This is a genomic window from Methylotenera oryzisoli (assembly GCF_004661485.1).
Taxonomy (GTDB): domain Bacteria; phylum Pseudomonadota; class Gammaproteobacteria; order Burkholderiales; family Methylophilaceae; genus Methylotenera; species Methylotenera oryzisoli.
Map to the genome: position 1 here is coordinate 250,703 of NZ_PQVH01000002.1, position 16,385 is coordinate 267,087.

At 44.9% G+C, this 16,385-nt stretch carries 12 protein-coding genes; 10 read left to right on the forward strand and 2 right to left on the reverse strand.

Annotated features, from left to right (window positions below):
* The first annotated feature begins 88 nt into the window (after positions 1-88).
* From C3Y98_RS02050 to C3Y98_RS02070, 5 genes are read left to right on the forward strand one after another with little or no spacing between them, the layout of a single operon-like run.
* Positions 89-1,996 (forward strand): ribonuclease catalytic domain-containing protein, encoded by a 1,908-nt coding sequence (locus C3Y98_RS02050; RefSeq protein ID WP_135276465.1) that lies wholly within the window; start codon positions 89-91, stop codon positions 1,994-1,996.
* A complete protein-coding gene (locus tag C3Y98_RS02055) occupies positions 1,997-2,803 on the forward strand; it encodes a polyamine aminopropyltransferase (RefSeq protein WP_135276466.1) in 807 nt (268 codons plus the stop codon). It begins immediately after the preceding gene.
* A gap of 3 nt (positions 2,804-2,806) precedes the next feature.
* Complete coding sequence (locus tag C3Y98_RS02060) at positions 2,807-4,072, forward strand: THUMP domain-containing class I SAM-dependent RNA methyltransferase (RefSeq protein ID WP_245234291.1); 1,266 nt, start codon at positions 2,807-2,809, stop codon at positions 4,070-4,072.
* Positions 4,073-4,081: 9 nt separating this feature from the next.
* Positions 4,082-4,435 carry a nucleotide pyrophosphohydrolase gene (locus C3Y98_RS02065; RefSeq protein ID WP_135276467.1) on the forward strand — a complete coding sequence of 118 codons (354 nt, stop codon included), beginning with the start codon at positions 4,082-4,084 and terminating at the stop codon, positions 4,433-4,435.
* A gap of 39 nt (positions 4,436-4,474) precedes the next feature.
* Entirely contained in the window at positions 4,475-4,975 is a 501-nt protein-coding gene (locus C3Y98_RS02070; protein ID WP_135276468.1) for an aminoacyl-tRNA deacylase, read from the forward strand.
* A 766-nt stretch (positions 4,976-5,741) separates the two neighbouring features.
* Here C3Y98_RS02070 and tpx read toward each other — a convergent pair.
* On the reverse strand, positions 5,742-6,242 hold the full coding sequence (gene tpx / locus C3Y98_RS02075) for a thiol peroxidase (RefSeq protein WP_135276469.1): 501 nt from the start codon (positions 6,240-6,242) through the stop codon (positions 5,742-5,744).
* A gap of 143 nt (positions 6,243-6,385) precedes the next feature.
* A complete protein-coding gene (locus C3Y98_RS02080; RefSeq protein ID WP_135276470.1) occupies positions 6,386-7,537 on the reverse strand; it encodes an FIST signal transduction protein in 1,152 nt (383 codons plus the stop codon).
* A 330-nt stretch (positions 7,538-7,867) separates the two neighbouring features.
* On the opposite strand from C3Y98_RS02080, the gene C3Y98_RS02085 reads away from it, so the two are divergent.
* The 5 genes from C3Y98_RS02085 to C3Y98_RS02105 all read left to right on the forward strand — a co-directional run bounded on the left by C3Y98_RS02085 (position 7,868) and on the right by C3Y98_RS02105 (position 16,368).
* The gene (locus tag C3Y98_RS02085) at positions 7,868-8,248 is read left to right on the forward strand and encodes a response regulator (protein WP_135276513.1); all 381 of its coding nucleotides are present in this window, start codon (positions 7,868-7,870) and stop codon (positions 8,246-8,248) included.
* Positions 8,249-8,250: 2 nt separating this feature from the next.
* Entirely contained in the window at positions 8,251-8,616 is a 366-nt protein-coding gene (locus C3Y98_RS02090) for a response regulator (protein WP_135276471.1), read from the forward strand.
* An 85-nt stretch (positions 8,617-8,701) separates the two neighbouring features.
* The gene (locus tag C3Y98_RS02095; protein ID WP_135276472.1) at positions 8,702-9,217 is read left to right on the forward strand and encodes a chemotaxis protein CheW; all 516 of its coding nucleotides are present in this window, start codon (positions 8,702-8,704) and stop codon (positions 9,215-9,217) included.
* 101 nt (positions 9,218-9,318) lie between these two features.
* Entirely contained in the window at positions 9,319-11,106 is a 1,788-nt protein-coding gene (locus C3Y98_RS02100; RefSeq protein ID WP_135276473.1) for a methyl-accepting chemotaxis protein, read from the forward strand.
* Positions 11,107-11,196: 90 nt separating this feature from the next.
* Positions 11,197-16,368, forward strand: coding sequence for a hybrid sensor histidine kinase/response regulator (locus tag C3Y98_RS02105; RefSeq protein ID WP_135276474.1), 5,172 nt, complete (start codon positions 11,197-11,199; stop codon positions 16,366-16,368).
* Positions 16,369-16,385: the final 17 nt, after the last annotated feature.

Here is a 16,385-nt window from a genome sequence, read left to right on the forward strand (position 1 = left end):
TTGGCTTACTTAAAGTTACAATTTTTTGCAGTGAATCATAGGCTGCCTCATGTATCATTGCGGTTATATTGGAAATAGAAAAAACGGAATGAACGTATTTTACGAAGAAGACGGCAACTTTAGGGTTGCCAGCATCATGAGCGAGGCTGAAAGCTCGATGCAAGTTGAGTCAATTAGCGGAAAACGTAGCAAAATCAAGGCGGCTAATGTGTTGCTTCGCTTTGAAGCGCCATTATCTGGCTTTTTAGAAACCGCACAAGCCGAAGCCGATAAACTCGAGCTTGATTTCCTATGGGAGTGCTGCGGCGAGGCTGAGTTTAACTTTGAAGACTTCGCACAGGAATATTACGGTAAAAAACCAACGCACTTAGAGGCGGCTGCCATTGCTGTTCGTCTGCACAGCGCCCCAGTTTATTTTAACCGAAAGGGTAAAGGTCGTTATAAGGCTGCGCCGGCGGATATTTTAAAAGCAGCATTAGCCGGTTTGGAAAAAAAGCGCTTATTAGCAGAAAAAATGGCTGGATACGTGGAGCAGCTAAAAGCGCTGACGATGCCAGAGGAGATTATGCAAAAGCGCGATATGCTGCTGTATGAACCTGATAAGAACGCATTTGAATATAAAGTGCTAGATACTGCGGCGGCTGCCCTGCATTTAAGCCACCTGAAATTGTTACATGCCTGCGGTGCAATTCCTTCTGTGCATGATTATCACTTGGGGGCTTTTTTACGCGAGTATTTTGCAAAAGGCGAGGCATTTACCGATGAGCAAATATCGGCATTGTCTGCAGGTATCAGCTTTGATTTACCCATGGCAGAAGCTGAAGCATTTAGTATCGACGATAGCACTACGACGGAGATTGATGATGCTTTCTCTATCCGCCAGCTTGACGATGGCCTAATATGCGTAGGCATACATATTGCAGCGCCGGCACTGGGTATTGATATCGATAGCCCTTTAGACCTCGCTGCGATGCATCGTTTATCTACGGTATACATGCCTGGTCATAAAATCACCATGCTGCCGGAGTCGGCTATTCGTCCGTTTAGCTTGGATGAAGGGCAGATTAAGCCAGTACTATCCATGTATCTGCATGTGAATCCTGATCTAACGATTGTGCAGCGTCACAGTAAAGTGGAGTTGATTAAGGTGGCAGAAAACCTGCGACATGATGCGCTGGAACCATACTTTAACGAAACTACACTGGCGGCAGATAGTGGCCACCCGTATTGGTCTAAATTATTGTTCTTATTCAACCTAGCAGAATCTTTGGAAAAAGCACGTGGTAAGTATGACCCCACAAAACCGCCACAGGTAGATTACAACTTTTACGTGAATGACGGCAAAGTGAGCATAGTAGGGCGCCATCGTGGTTCGCCTATGGATAAGTTAGTGGCCGAGTTAATGATTGAAGCCAATAGCCAATGGGGAGCGTTATTAGCAAGCCACCAGGTGCCGGGCTTATACCGTGCGCAAATGGGCGGCAAGGTGTACATGACCACTAAAGCAGAGCCACATCAAGGCTTGGGTGTTGCACAATACTCATGGAGTACATCGCCTTTACGCCGCGCAGTTGACCTGATTAATCAAAGGCAAATTATCAGTGTGGTACAGAATCAACCACCGGTTTATCCGCAAAATAGCGATGCACTCACCACGCATATGCGTAATTTTGAGCTTACTTACAAAGCTTACAGTGAGTTTCAAATACGTATGGAGCGCTATTGGTGCTTACAGTATTTGATTCAAGAAGACATTCAAGAAGTGCATGCCACGGTATGGCGCGAAAACTTGGTGCGTTTGGATAATCTACCTTTTATGACCAAGGTCTATGGCTTGCCGGAATTAAAGGTCGGTACGCGTGTGAGCTTGCAAGTGCAAGAGGTAGATACGCTAATGATGGAACTGCGGACTAAGTTCCTTCAAGTGTTAGAGAATGAAGCTGTCGTTACCGAAATACCTGCCGAGGATGAGGGAACTGAAGTGGAGGCGGCTTAAGTGTTTACTGCGGCAAAAAAAATGCTAAGAGGCTTTGCGCATGCGGCGTTGAGTGAAGCGGTTGACGTCAGTGAGCTAAACGGGGTGCGCGCACTACATTTAGGCTCGGCTACCGTACAAAGTGCTATGCGAATTAGAGAGCCTTTTGAGCTGGAGCTCACCTATACACGTGCCATTATGTGTTTTTTATTGTTTCATAGTAACGTTAAACACATGCTGACGATAGGTTTGGGTGGCGGCTCTGTTGCTAAGTATGTCTATGCACATTGCCCAGAGATTATGGGTACCGTCGTTGAAATTAACCCTAGAATCATCCAAGTGGCTAAAAATCAGTTCTTTGTACCAGATAACGATGAAAAGTTTGAGGTAATCGAGGGTGATGGCTTAGTTTATTTGGCTGAACATACAGAAGTCGCTGATGTGCTGTTTATTGATGCTTTTGATAGCAATGGCATTCCTCCAAACTTTTGTAGCCAGGACTTTTTTGACCAATGTGCCAATACGCTAAAAGATGATGGCGTATTTGTGATTAACCTCTGGGGTAGTGATAAAAAGTTTGACGTGTATTTGGCTAGAATCGAACAAAGTTTTAATCAGCGCGTATTGATATTGCGTACTGGTAAACCTGGCAATATTGCCGTATTTGGTTTTAAGCAAAGTATTGCAGATTTAAGGCTAAGCAGCCTGCGTGACCGCGCAAAAGTATTAGAAAAAACACACAAAATTGAATTTATGCAGTTTGTAGAGAAACTGGCAGACAATAACAATAGTAGCAATAACCGAATATTTATGAAAAGCGATCGTTAATTTATGGCACTTTATAAAAACAACCCACGTGATCCAAACAACTCGCGTGATCAACAAAGCCCACGTGAGCCTCAGGGGCAGCAAAATAGACCGGCACAGCCAAGCAGGCAAGCGCCTAACCGCTACTTTGCTACCTGTCCACGCGGCTTGGAACAACTGTTGGCGGATGAACTTAAGCAAATCAGCGCTAAAGTGGTGAACGTGACCGATGGCGGAGTGAGCTTTGATGGTGATTGGTCAGTGTGCTATGCGGCTAATTTGCATTCACGCATTGCCACCCGTATTTTGTGGCAGGTTGGACGTGGTAAATACCTGAATGAAGAAGACTTATTCAACGCCGCCTACAAAATGAACTGGCCGCAGTGGTTTGATGTAAAGCATGACTTTATGGTGAAAGTAACAGGCGTTAAGTGCCCGTTAAAGAGTCTGGAATTTGCAACACTCAAAATTAAAGACGCGGTTTGCGATAAATTCAGGTTGGCGGTAGGTAGCCGTCCTTACATTGATACTAAAACACCAAGTGTGCGCATCCATGCTTACCTCACCACAGATGAATATCAATATTATGTTGATACCTCGGGCGCAGCCCTATATCAGCGTGGCAACCGCGGCGCGAGTATTGAAGCGCCATTGCGTGAGAACTTAGCAGCAGGCATTTTAAAGCTTACAGGCTGGCAAGCAGGGCAGCCGTTGCTAGACCCAATGTGTGGTAGCGGTACCTTCCTGTTAGAAGCCGCTATGGTAGCACTCGATATGGCACCAGGCATTAAGCGTGAGTTTGGTTTTGAAAAACTTAAAACGTTTGAATCAGACACTTGGAAAAAGATTAAAAACCAAGCGTTGAGCAAAGTTAAAAAAGTTAGTTTCCAAAAAATATACGGTTCCGATATGGATTTACGCGCAGTCCGCGTGACCAAGCAAAACCTAGAAGCCGCTGGTTTGTTAGAGGCCGTACAGGTATCACATGTTGATATGTTAAACGTGATTCCACCAGCTGATCATGGTGTATTAGTGGCTAACCCGCCTTACGGCGTGCGTATTGGTGAAGATGAAGCACTCACCTTGCTCTACCCAAAAATGGGTGAAACGCTTAAACACAAATTTGCGGGCTGGAACACTTACTTCCTCACCAATGATTTACGGATGCCTAAGCTGATGCGCTTATCGCCAAGTAAAAAAACACCGCTTTTTAACGGCCCGTTAGAGTGCCGCTTATTTGAAATTAAAATGGTGGCAGGGTCTAACCGAAAAGATAAACCAGAGGCATAAGGAAACCAAATGGCAGACTCATTAGATGCACTAAGAGCCCGCGTCAATGCATTTGTCACTGAGCGTGATTGGGCGCAGTTTCACTCACCCAAAAACCTCGCCATGGCCATGATCGTAGAGGCGGGCGAGGTGGTAGAGCATTTTCAGTGGATGACAGAAGACGAAAGCCGCAATCTAGACGCCGAGACTAAAGAGCAGGTTGGGCAAGAGCTCTCTGACACTTTGGTCTATTTGTTACGGATCGCCGAAGTTTGCGGTATTGATTTAATTGAAGCTGCCAATAAAAAAATAGACCTGAACGCGCAAAAATATCCAGTAGAAAAGTGCAAAGGCAGCAACGCTAAATATAGCGCGTATGAATAACCAGCATATTGATTAGCACGATTGTTTTAGGAGCAAAAGATGAGCAATGCAATTCAATCTCCAGTAGCCACGCTCCTTGAGCAACATGCCATTCCTTTTGACGTCATCGAAATCCCCTTAAGTGAAGATAAAAAACCAATACGCAGCTTAGAAGAACTACTTAGTAGCAAAGGGTTAAACCCCAATGCTGTCGTACGCAGCGTTGTGTTCAGGGGTGAATCTGGGCAGTTTGTATTGTTGGCGGTGGCTGGTGGTGGCCGTGCCGATTGGGGTGTGCTACGCAAACACCTGAATGAGCGTAAATTGCGAATGGCAGAATATGACGAAGTGCCAGAAGCCACAGGCTATGTGGTGGGTGCTGTGCCGCCGATTGCACTGCCAGAAACAGTGCGTGTCTTGGTAGATAAAAGCGTGCGCAATTATGACCATGTCGCCATAGGCAGTGGGGTGTTGGGATATGCCCTTGCACTTAACGCCGATGCCTTATTGACCTTATTTGCAGGTGCTGATGAAGGTGAGTTTATTAAGGTCGAGGTTTAGGGTTAAAGCACCATTAGGCGTATCATCTGGCGAATGGGTTGCGTATAGCGCTTAGGTCATTCTCCACAGAGCTCTCGTCCAAATTGTTCTCTAGACGGGGCCGCTCCCGAATTACATGAATTACGGCATAAATCGGTGAATTTTTCTTTTGAGAAAGTTTTTTCTGATAAATCAAACATGCTCCGATAAGATGACATTGAGATTAAGTCAAAAGGCAGTAAGTTACTGTCAGCTTCAATATTGCATTTACTCTTGGGTGTGTAACTTGCGCACTCATTCAATGGATGTTTGTATAACCAATCACAGTCAGAACGAAGTAGGCGAGTACCGTTAACTGTTTTTACGGTGGGTCTTGTTCCGCATTGTGTTGAAACACTTGCATTTCCTCCGGCAATCCCGAGTTCTGGTGGGGTGCTGTTTGCCGCTTGTTCTGCACACTTATCCCAGTTTATTTCTGCTTTATTTTCAGCCGCATAGTGAGTTGCCGGTATAAGTAGGCATATGCACAAAATGATCCTAGAGAGTTTATTTATAACGGTGCTCAACGTTTGGCATAAGGGGTGCACTATATTAATCTCGTTTGAATGATAGATTATGTTCTTTTTGCTTCATCGCTACTAGTAGAGTGCTAATTTGAGTAAAGTGTTGCAACAGCTCTATGGGTTAACCAATCTCATTTTTAGCGATAAAAGAAATGAGTGAAGGATTAAACAAAAAAGCCTAGCAGATTAATCTGCTAGGCTTTAGTCATTCAAAGCTTGCTCAATTATAAAACAGCTAAAGCTGCTTCGTAGTTAGGCTCGTCTGCGATTTCAGCCACTAGTTCGCTATGCAATACTTTGTTGTGTTCATCTAGTACTACAACTGCACGTGCTGTTAAACCAGCTAGGCTGCTGTCAGTGATGAATACACCGTAGTCTGTTGCAAATTTAGCAGTGTTGCGGAATGTAGATAAGGTCACTACATTTTCAATGCCTTCTGCACCGCAGAAACGGCTTTGTGCGAAAGGTAAGTCTGCAGAGATGCATAACACTACTGTGTTAGCTAGGCTGCTGGCTTTTTGGTTGAATGTGCGTACAGAAGTTGCGCAAGTTGGTGTGTCGATGCTTGGGAAAATGTTTAACACTTTGCGTTTACCAGAGAATGCGTCGAGTGATTGTGTCACGCGTTTTGCATCGGCTAGTTCAAAGTTTGGTGCTGTTTGGCCTACTTGTGGCAGGTTACCGCCTACGTTAACTGGGCCGCCTTTGAGGGTCACTGTTGCCATGCTTAATTCTCCTTATGTTTAAAGTGGCTAACTTTATCGTTTATAGTTAAAGCAATCAACCATAAGTTAATTGTGGGTTAGTGAAAGGCTTACTATTGCTGTAGCCTGTTTACATACCTGATTCATTAATTTTATGGGCTTGCTTAGGCCAGTAGGTCTTCGCTCAAATAACCAATGGTCATGGTTTGGTTATGCAGTACGCTGTCGTTAGTGTCTGGTCTTGGTGCAAATTCACCGTATGAATAAAAGCCAGTAATAGCTGTTTGGTTACCTAAAATTTGCTGTACTAGTTTAACTTCGTCCGCCACTAGTTCTGCCATTACACCTTTGCGGCCAACACAGCTGACACAGATGGCTAAGCCTGTTTGGTTGACATTAGCATGGCTAGAAACCAAGTGTGCAGCATCGCCGGCGCCTTCTACCAAGCGGTCATGCGTAGATTGGCATAAACGCACGGTTTCACCTTCATCTACGTTGCCGGCAAAGGTCAGGCTGTTGTTTTTTGGGTCAATTGCGAGCAGGGTGCGAATCTTCTCAATATCACGCTTGCCTTCTTCAATGACCGCAAATGGAAATTTCAAGCCGCTGCCTGGCAGTTCTTTGGCTGAGTGGGCACCTATATACATATTGTAAAGTGGTAGCGCAGGCTTGCCATCAAGCTCCAGCACCACGTTCTTGTCAGATTTAGTCACTTTGCGCGGTGGGCCGTAAGGCTTCCAACCTCTGCCAACGCCAGTGGCGGCGATTAAGCTATTGCCATACAAGCCTACCGCAATCACCAAGCCATCTGAAGCTGTGTCGTTGAATAGTTGTACGGTTTTAGTAAAGTTAAAGCCATCTCCAGCCATGCCGCCCATAATTGGCGTTTCGCCGAGTTCGCTTTTAAAGCCTTCCAGTAGCTCGGAGCCGTTCACATTTAAGCCATCAGAATACACAAGCACGGCTTTTAAGCTGTCAGATTTTAATTGTTTTGCCAGAGTGACTGCGGTTTCAAACGAGTTCTGCATGCCAGTCATTTTGGTATGGGTAACGCGCTGTACTGCCTTTTCCCATAAGATCGCAGTGATTTGCAAGCTATCATCATAAACGCCAGTGGCGGTGATTTCACCAGAGGTAGAACAGCCAATGATTTGCGCTGTTGGGTAACGTGCTTTTAATGTGCTTTGAAGTTTTGCTTCACTAAAGCGCTTGACTGATCCAAATACCAATACCAAATTAGCGGATGGTAAGGGTGAAGTGGAGGCTAAATCTTTGAGCGACATTTTAGCTGTTAATGATTCCTGTCTAATTATCATGCTTATCCCTTGGTGACCTGCATCGATCTTTAAAAATATTTATTACTGTCTAAGATTTTTATTGTATTCTGACAATTGTAATGAATTGTAATAAATTGTAATTTTATTATAGATTACCCTTTAGAGTGATTGAAATAAATATTATTATTTTTTTGATTAATATAATAATGGTATTGCTTATTAAGACAGACTGTATATAAAATGAAATATAACAAGTGCAGAAATGATACTAAAGTAGCGATGCATACAAAATAAAGGAGCTTACTGGTGAGCCAGGAAAAGCCGTTTCAAGAAAAGCTGACATTAGATCAGCTCTCAACAATCAAAGTAATGGTGATCGATGATAGCAATACGATTCGTCGTAGTGCGGAGATTTTCCTAAAGGCGTCTGGTTGTGAAGTGATACTCGCTGAAGATGGTTTTGATGCGTTAGCAAAAATATCGAATGAACATCCCGATTTGATTTTTGTTGATATTATGATGCCCAGACTTGATGGCTATCAGACCTGTTCTCTCATTAAAAGAAACGCCCGTTACAAGGCAACGCCTGTCATTATGCTATCTAGCAAAGATGGTTTGTTTGACCGGGCACGTGGTCGCATGGTCGGATCAGACCAATACCTTACCAAACCCTTTACCCAAGAAACACTGATAGAAGCAGTACAAATCTATGCTGCAAAGGCTAAAAGTAATCAAAAAGAGGTGGATTGAATATGGCAATACAAACTATTTTAGTCGTTGATGATTCTGCAACAGACCGTTTTTTTCTAACCGAAATGCTGGAGACAGCAGGCTACCGTGTCATTGGGGCTGAAAGCGGCGAAGAGTGTTTAACTAAAGTGAGCGCTAATCCGCCTGACCTAGTGTTGTGTGATGTGGTGATGCCTGGCTTGACCGGTTTTCAGGTGACGCGCACGCTGACAAAAAACCCTGCAACTGCACATATTCCGGTTGTGTTATGTACGGGTAAATCGCAGGCAACAGATTTGGCTTGGGCATTGAAGATGGGTGCTAAAGCCTGTGTTACTAAGCCTGTAGTAGAAGCGGATTTACTGGCGATTATTAAAACGATAGGTTAATTAACCTGAGTTTGATGAGTTTGCGATGTTAATCATGCGTTTTTTTATATTTTTATATGGTTCTGATTAGGATTAATAATTAATCGTGGCACAAACCTCTAATTTACGTGAGTTTCAAGAAGCGATACTTTCTAAGCTGAAAGACGCCGCTAACCAAGTCGGAGGTGAGTCTTCGTCCCGTTTAGGTGTTACTGTCGGTGACAAAAGATTTCTAGTCAACTTGCAGGACGTAAAAGAAGTATTACCAGTGCCTCCAATGCAATTGGTGCCATTTACAAAACCATGGTTTTTGGGCGTTGCAAACGTCCGCGGTAACTTATACAGTATTTCAGATTTAGCGCAGTTTATGGGTATGCCTGCAACATCTAAATCTACCAATAATCGTATTTTATTGCTCAGTACAGAATCTACCGCGCAGGTAGCGCTGCTAGTTGATAGTTTGATTGGTTTGCGAAGCGTTCAAGGCATGCAGCTTCAGTCTGCAGAAGATGAAGCAGATTTTTTTAGCTTAAATTTGTATAAAGATGCTGAAGGTGGAGATTGGCTAGAGCTTGATATAGAGGCGCTAGTGCAAAACAAAAACTTTGTACAGCCAATATAATTGGTGATGTATAAGTAAGGTAACTTAGTGTTGATATCCTAGTGATTAAGTAAGCAAATAGTGGTTAAGTAAGCAAATAAATTTAGAAATCGGGGTTAACAATGGCATTAAATCTTGCAGCTATAAAAGGCCTGCCACCACAAATAGGCTCGTTGATGGGTGGGTTCTTGACGAACGTTAAGGAAAAAATTTCTAACTCAACCATCGCTAAAAAAACCAGCTCAGATAGCGGAAGCATGAGTGCTGGTTACCGTCAGCTTTTCTTGCAGATTGTTGCGTTTATTTTGTTTGCCTTGCTGAGTTTCTGGGTAATTAATCAGGTGCGTGTGAACGGCCCTATTTATAATATTCTAGATACTTATGACCGACTTACGGCAGATACTAATCCGCCACCAATGTTCCCGTTGGATGCTTTTGCGTCATATAACGAAGCTTATGTTGCTTCTACCAGTTTTAATAATCAAAAACGTGATAATGCCTTGGCAAATGCTGCTAAAAGTGAAGCCATGTTCAAGGAGCGTTCAGAATACTGGCGTAAGAATTTAAGTAATAAGAAATTGGCCGCACCGTTGGAAGAGGTGATTAGTGCCGGTGCTAACTTTTTTGAGGTGGCAAATAAACGCTATGTTCCAGCATTACCTTTAGGAACTGTGGCCGCATCAGCCCCATTGCTGGAGTTAACAGCTGCTTTTGAAGCTTCTAAACAGGCCGGTAATACGTTTACCCAAATGATTGCCAAAGAGAATAAATCATTGATCGAGTCACAAACCAGCTTTATCCGATTTGTATTGGTTGGTTTGCTGTTACTGGGTTTGGTATTGCTAGGTTTGATGTATTTTTATGGTAAGAAACAGGCTGTACAGTCAGTTACCTTAACTAGCCAACTTGCAAAAGAAGGCCAGGAAAACCAAGAGGCGGTATTACAGTTGCTAGATGAGATGGGTGACTTGGCGGACGGTGACCTAACGGTAAAAGCGGAAGTGCGCGATAACATTGCAGGGGCGATTGCAGACTCTATTAACTATACAATTGATAGTTTGCGCGACCTTGTAGTTGAGATTAACCGTGCTACCGAGCAAGTGACTTCTGCAACTTCTGTTGCGCAAGGTACTTCTGAACAGCTGCTAACAGCTGCTGAAACACAAGCCGCACAGATTACACAGACAACACAAGCAGTTAACGACATGACTCGTTCTATTTTGCAAGTATCTAGCAATGCGGAACAGGCTTCTCAGGTGGCGCAGCGCTCACTAGAGGCGGCAATTCAAGGTTCACAAGCGGTACAGAACACTATTTCAGGGATGAATGAGATTCGTACCCAGATTCAGGAAACCTCTAAACGTATTAAACGCTTGGGCGAGAGCTCACAAGAGATTAGTGAAATCGTGGAGCTGATTTCCGACATTACCGAACAAACTAATATTCTGGCGTTGAACGCGGCGATTCAAGCTGCGTCTGCTGGTGAGGCAGGGCGAGGCTTTACGGTGGTTGCGGAGGAGGTTCAGCGTCTTGCGGAACGTTCATCTGAGGCGACTAAGCAGATTAGTGCGATTGTGAAGACAATTCAGACTGATACCCACGGCGCTGTGGCGGCGATGGAGAAATCAACCGAGGGTGTGGTTGAAGGGGCACGCGTTGCGGATGCTGCAGGACAAGCGTTGAACGAGATTGAGTCTGTTACTACCAATCTTGCACGATTGATTCAATCAATCTCTACCGCGACCAACGCGCAAACTGAATCAGCCACTACCGTGGCAAACAACATGCAGATGATTCAGGAGATTACAACGCAGACAACAGAAGGTACAAAACTGACTGCTGAGTCTGTAGGTCAGCTCACCTCATTGGCGGAAGAGTTACGTGACTCAGTAGCTGGTTTTAAACTTTAAGACACGAAATGCTTTGCGTAGAAGTTTAATTTTTAGCATAAGACACATAAACCGCCATGAAAAACTACACACCGAAAATGGAAGTAAATAATGCCTGAAGCATTTGATACTGGCCCGTTGTCTTGGGTTAAAGATGAGATTGATCAGTCACTGCAAAAAGTGCTGGAAAGCTTTAATGAGGTCAATCAGAACCCAAGTGAGTTCGCTAACTTGAGGTTTACCATTGCGCATCTGTATCAGGTGAGCGGTGCGCTCGATATGGTTGGCTTAGAAGGTTGCAAACGCTATTGTCACGAGCTGGAAAAACTTGCTGATCGTTTGGCAAAGCAGCAAACTGCAGTGAGCCAAGAAGTAATGGATCACTTGATTAGCGCTGTGGAGGCGTTGTCTAAATATTTGCAGGATTTGCTAAATGGTCAACCAGACCAACCCATCCGGCTCTATAAACCACTCAAGCCTATCGTTGAAGCGCAAGGCGAGACTCTGGATGAAAGTGAATTGTTCTTCCCAGATGTAGATAATAGTGCGCCTAAAGATTTACCAAGCAACCCGATTGAAGAGTCTTCAATTCCGATTTTTGTATCAGAACAAAGAGCCGCTTTTCAAAAGTCTTTACTAGATTGGTTACGCACTAAAGATGCGATGGCATTGGATGGGATGCGTGATGCCGTTGCCAAAGTGCAACAAGTGCAATCTAAAAGTGCACCAAGAACATTGTGGTGGACTGCTTCTGCCTTTACCGATGCACTTGCACAAGAAAAAGTAGCCGACAATCCCGGTGCAAAGAAACTGTGTAGCAAGCTGGATCGTCAGTTGCGTAATGTAGCGATGGGTGATGCTAAAGTCCCATCACGCTTATTGCGGGATTTGCTCTATTACGTTGCGATTAGTGATAGAAGCACAGACACAATTGCGGCAGTTAAAAATACATTCGAGCTGGACGCTGCTTTACCTTCTGTGACGCAAGCAGCAGAGGCTGTTAGCTCTAATGCAGCCGAGCAGGCAGCATTGGCGCAGTTGATTGCAGATATCCCAACACTTAAAGATTTATGGTCGAATATTAGTGTTAATGATGTGGCAGCCAGTGCACTTGATTTGACTACATTGGTCAATAAGTTTGAACATATTCTCAATACTGTCCAGCAAGGCCTCAATCATGTGGGGGTCGTTAGTTTATTTAATACTACGTATCAAACTACAGAAGGCTTGCAGCATGATGCTGCTAAATTAAATGATGTAGCATTTATCGAGGTTGCCGCTTCGTTGAATTTGCTAGAGTCTAGCTGCGATCATTACCAGCAGCTAGATGCAGAAGCTAACCAGAAAATTAATACGCAAATTTCACGCCTGCATGCCGTCATGCGTGGCGAGACCTTGGCACCAGCTGTGGATGAATTTGCGCAGGCACAGCATGACGCCACTTTAGTAGAGGCCGTTGCTAAACAAGTGTTGGCAGCGCTGGAAATTGTTGAAAAAGCATTAGATAGTTTCTTCAGAAACCCAGAAAACACTGCTGAGTTAGAAGAAGCCAGCAAACCATTACAGCAAATTTCCGCAGCGTTTGATATGTTAGAAATGCCTGTGCCAAAATCCATTGCACAATTGAGCGTTAATTTCGTTGAGCACTTTAGAGACCATGATAGTACAGGTCACTTGCCAGTATTTGAGCTGATTGCTGAAAACCTAAGTATGTTAGGTTTGTATGCGGAAGAATTGCCAAATGTACATAGCGAGGCTGAACGCGCATTGGCGGATGCATTGTTACGTTTAGAACAAGCGGCAGATAGGCTTGGACTTACTTCGTCAGCGCTCATTACACCAGCGCTAGTGCTGGCAGATTCTAGCCCTACAGAGGATGTGCTGGCAGTTGATCTGTCAGCAATCGATTTGAATTTAAGCGATGATGCTGAGGCTCAAGCTGAAGCAATGCCAGCTAGGGTAGCCGAAAATGTTGCTGACGAAGTGTTGGATCAGGCATTTGATGCTGAGTTGTTAGATATATTCTTAGCTGAGGCTGAAGAGGTGCTTGCCGCCTTAGCGCAAAATTTACAGGCATTACGTGTTAATGCAACTGATAGTGAAGCATTTGTTGAGGTGCGTCGTTCTTATCACACACTCAAAGGTAGCGGGCGAACGGTTGGTTTGTTAGGCTTGGGTGAAGTGGCTTGGGCGGTGGAGAATCTACTTAATGTGGTTTTAGAGCGCAAAACCTTTCCAACGTCGGCCATATTGGCTTTTGTTGAGAAAGTCAGCGCTGCATTTGCAAATTGGGTAGCAGAACTACAGCAAGCGCAAAAAGTTGCGCTTAATCCAGCGCCATTCCAGCAGCAAGCGGCGGCTTTGATTAGTGAGCTCGAGCAGAATGCTGCCGAGGCTAAACCTGTCGTTCAAAAAGAAGAAGTACTGATAGGTGGCACTCGCAAGTTAAGTAAAGCATTCTTTAATATATTCTTGGGTGAAGCGCAACAGCATTTACAAGCATTGATTGATGCGCATGCGGCCTTAGTGGAGAACTCTACCGATTTGCCTACACCAGAAAGCTGCCGTGCCGCACATACCTTGGGTAGTAATGCGCTTACCGCCGGATTTAAAGCGATTGGTGACTTGGCGCGCGCTTTAGAACATTGGCTAGATGAGCATCATAGTACCTGGACTGCGCAGCACATTGCACTGTATGGCAATGTAGTTAAAGCGCTGGCAGATGGTTTGGAAAAAGCCAAGGCGCTTAAAAACCCAAGATCATCACGTGCGTTGATTTTAGCCTTGAGTGAATCCACCGCTGCAATGCAGGCATCTGCTACGCAAGAAGCAGAAGCTGCTGTGCTTGAAATCGAGCGTGCAGAGAAATCTAAGAAAAAATCCAAGTCAAAAGCTAAAGCGGCGGAAGTGCCTGTGGAAGCTGTACAAGAGGATGTGCCTCCAGAAATTGGCCTTGAAGCAGCTAACCTTGCGCTAGTTGACCTTGTTCAAGATGAACTTGTGTCGGCTGAACCATTGGTTGAGTTGCCAGTGGAGCCGAGCGCACTGCTGGCAGCAGAACAAGCGTTGCTGCGAAAAGATGCTATCGTTAATGATGAGCTGTTGGCACTGTTTGTGGAAGAGGCGCGTGAGCTTATTCCGCAAATTGGTAAAGATTTAAGAGGTTGGCGCATTAACCCTAAAGAGGCTGAGTACCCAGACTCCTTACAGCGTGCACTGCATACGCTGAAGGGTAGTGCGCGTATGGCTGGACAAGCCGCGATTGGCGATAGCGTGCATGGGATGGAAGACCACGTGATTCGCGCGTTAAGGCATCAAGTAACGGTAGATGACTTTGATGCGATGTTTGTCGAGTTTGACCGTATCGGTTACATGCTAGAAGACATAGTGGGTGATATGAGTAGCGCTGTGACGAGCGATACGCCAGCACAAGCCAAAGTAAAAGCAGCGACTCCAAAATCAACCAGGCAGAGTGAGCGTAAAACACAGTTCCTGCGTATGCGTGCCGATGTGCTAGACCGATTGATTAATGAGGCCGGTGAAGTTTCTATTATGCGTTCTCGTATGGATAGAGAAATGCAGAACTTCAAACAGTCTTCTACTGATTTGACTGACAGTATTAGCAGGCTGCGTAGTTATCTGCGTGAGTTGGAAATTGAAGCAGAAACACAGTTGCAATCTCGTATGAGCTTGCTACAAGAAGCCAATGAAACGTTTGACCCGCTAGAGTTTGACCGATTTACCCGCTTGCAAGAGCTGACCCGTATGATGGCCGAGAGTGTTAACGACGTGGCTACCATTCAACATGGTTTGTTGCTTAACCTGGATCAGACAGATGCAGCGTTGCAGCAACAAAATCGCATGAACCGTGAGTTGCAACAAGGCTTGATGACAGTACGTATGTTGCCGTTCTCGACTATTTCTGAGCGCTTGCAGCGTATCGTGCGCCAAACTGCCAGAGAGTTGAATAAACGCGTAGAAATGACCATTGAAGGTGAAAGCATTGAGCTGGATCGTGGTGTGCTGGATAAAATGGGTGCACCGTTAGAGCATTTGCTACGTAATGCTGTTGCGCATGGGCTGGAGTCAACCAGTGAGCGCGTCAAGTTAGGTAAGTCTGAGGTTGGCCATATTAAGCTGAAAATCAGCTTGGAAAACGACGAAATTACACTGGTAATTACCGATGATGGCGCAGGTGTGAATTTGGCTAAAGTTAAACAGAAAGCGGTTGAGAAGGGGCTGTTTAGCGCAGATCAAGAAGTTTCAGACCAAGCGCTGATGACGATTATTTTTGAGCCAGGATTCTCAACGGCAGACACCGTTTCACAGATTGCAGGGCGCGGTGTGGGCTTGGATGCAGTGCGTAGCGACATTGCCGCACTGGGTGGCCGTATTGATGTAAGTAATGCATCTGGTTTAGGTGCAATGTTTAACATTTACTTGCCCGTAACGCTGTCTGTTGCACAAGTGGTGCTTGCACGGGTAGGTACTCAAATTTATGCAATTCCATCAGTAATGGTTGAGCAGGTGCAAAAGCTTAAATCATTAGATTTAAGCGATGCCTATAACGCAAACAAAATTAGCTGGGCAGGCAGGGAGTACCCATTACATTTCTTGTCAAAACTCGTTGGCGATGTTGATCATATTGCGCAAGCGCATACTTATACGCCTGTCGTGCTGCTGCGAAGTGGTGCTTACCGCACAGCGTTGCATGTAGATGAGTTGATTGGTAACCAAGAGGTGGTGATGAAGCCTATGGGTACCCAGCTTTCCCATGTGCCAGGCATGATTGGTGCAACTGTGATGGGCGATGGCGCGATTATTTTGGTGATTAACCCAGTGTTGTTAGCCAATAGGGAAGAATTAGCCAGCGGCTCGATTAAGGTTACCAATGTAGCCCCAGTAGTGGAAAAATTGAAGAAAGTAGCGCTAGTGGTGGATGACTCCCTCACGATGCGTAAAGTGCTGTCACGCGTATTAGAGCGTGATGGATTTGAAGTGGTGACGGCAAATGATGGTATGGATGCGATTCAGAAATTGCAGCTAATATCGCCAGCGATTATTCTGACCGATATCGAAATGCCGCGCATGGATGGTTTTGAGTTCTCACGCTATGTGCGAGATAACGTACAAACCTCGCATACGCCATTAATTATCATTAGCTCACGTACAGCAGAGAAGCATCGTAATGTGGCAACAGATATCGGCGTGAATGCTTTCTTGGGTAAGCCTGTGCAAGATGAGGTGCTGATTGAGCAAGTGCATGCTTTGCTTAATCATTGATAATACTCACGTTATAG

Excerpts from the sequence above, each read along its gene's own strand:
- C3Y98_RS02050 (WP_135276465.1), top strand. The coding sequence starts at position 89 with ATGAACGTATTTTACGAAGAAGACGGCAACTTTAGGGTTGCCAGCATC.
- C3Y98_RS02060 (WP_245234291.1), top strand. The coding sequence starts at position 2,807 with ATGGCACTTTATAAAAACAACCCACGTGATCCAAACAACTCGCGTGAT.
- C3Y98_RS02065 (WP_135276467.1), top strand. The coding sequence starts at position 4,082 with ATGGCAGACTCATTAGATGCACTAAGAGCCCGCGTCAATGCATTTGTC.
- C3Y98_RS02070 (WP_135276468.1), top strand. The coding sequence starts at position 4,475 with ATGAGCAATGCAATTCAATCTCCAGTAGCCACGCTCCTTGAGCAACAT.
- tpx (WP_135276469.1), bottom strand. The coding sequence starts at position 6,242 with ATGGCAACAGTGACCCTCAAAGGCGGCCCAGTTAACGTAGGCGGTAAC.
- C3Y98_RS02080 (WP_135276470.1), bottom strand. The coding sequence starts at position 7,537 with ATGATAATTAGACAGGAATCATTAACAGCTAAAATGTCGCTCAAAGAT.
- C3Y98_RS02085 (WP_135276513.1), top strand. The coding sequence starts at position 7,868 with ATGGTGATCGATGATAGCAATACGATTCGTCGTAGTGCGGAGATTTTC.
- C3Y98_RS02090 (WP_135276471.1), top strand. The coding sequence starts at position 8,251 with ATGGCAATACAAACTATTTTAGTCGTTGATGATTCTGCAACAGACCGT.
- C3Y98_RS02100 (WP_135276473.1), top strand. The coding sequence starts at position 9,319 with ATGGCATTAAATCTTGCAGCTATAAAAGGCCTGCCACCACAAATAGGC.
- C3Y98_RS02105 (WP_135276474.1), top strand. The coding sequence starts at position 11,197 with ATGCCTGAAGCATTTGATACTGGCCCGTTGTCTTGGGTTAAAGATGAG.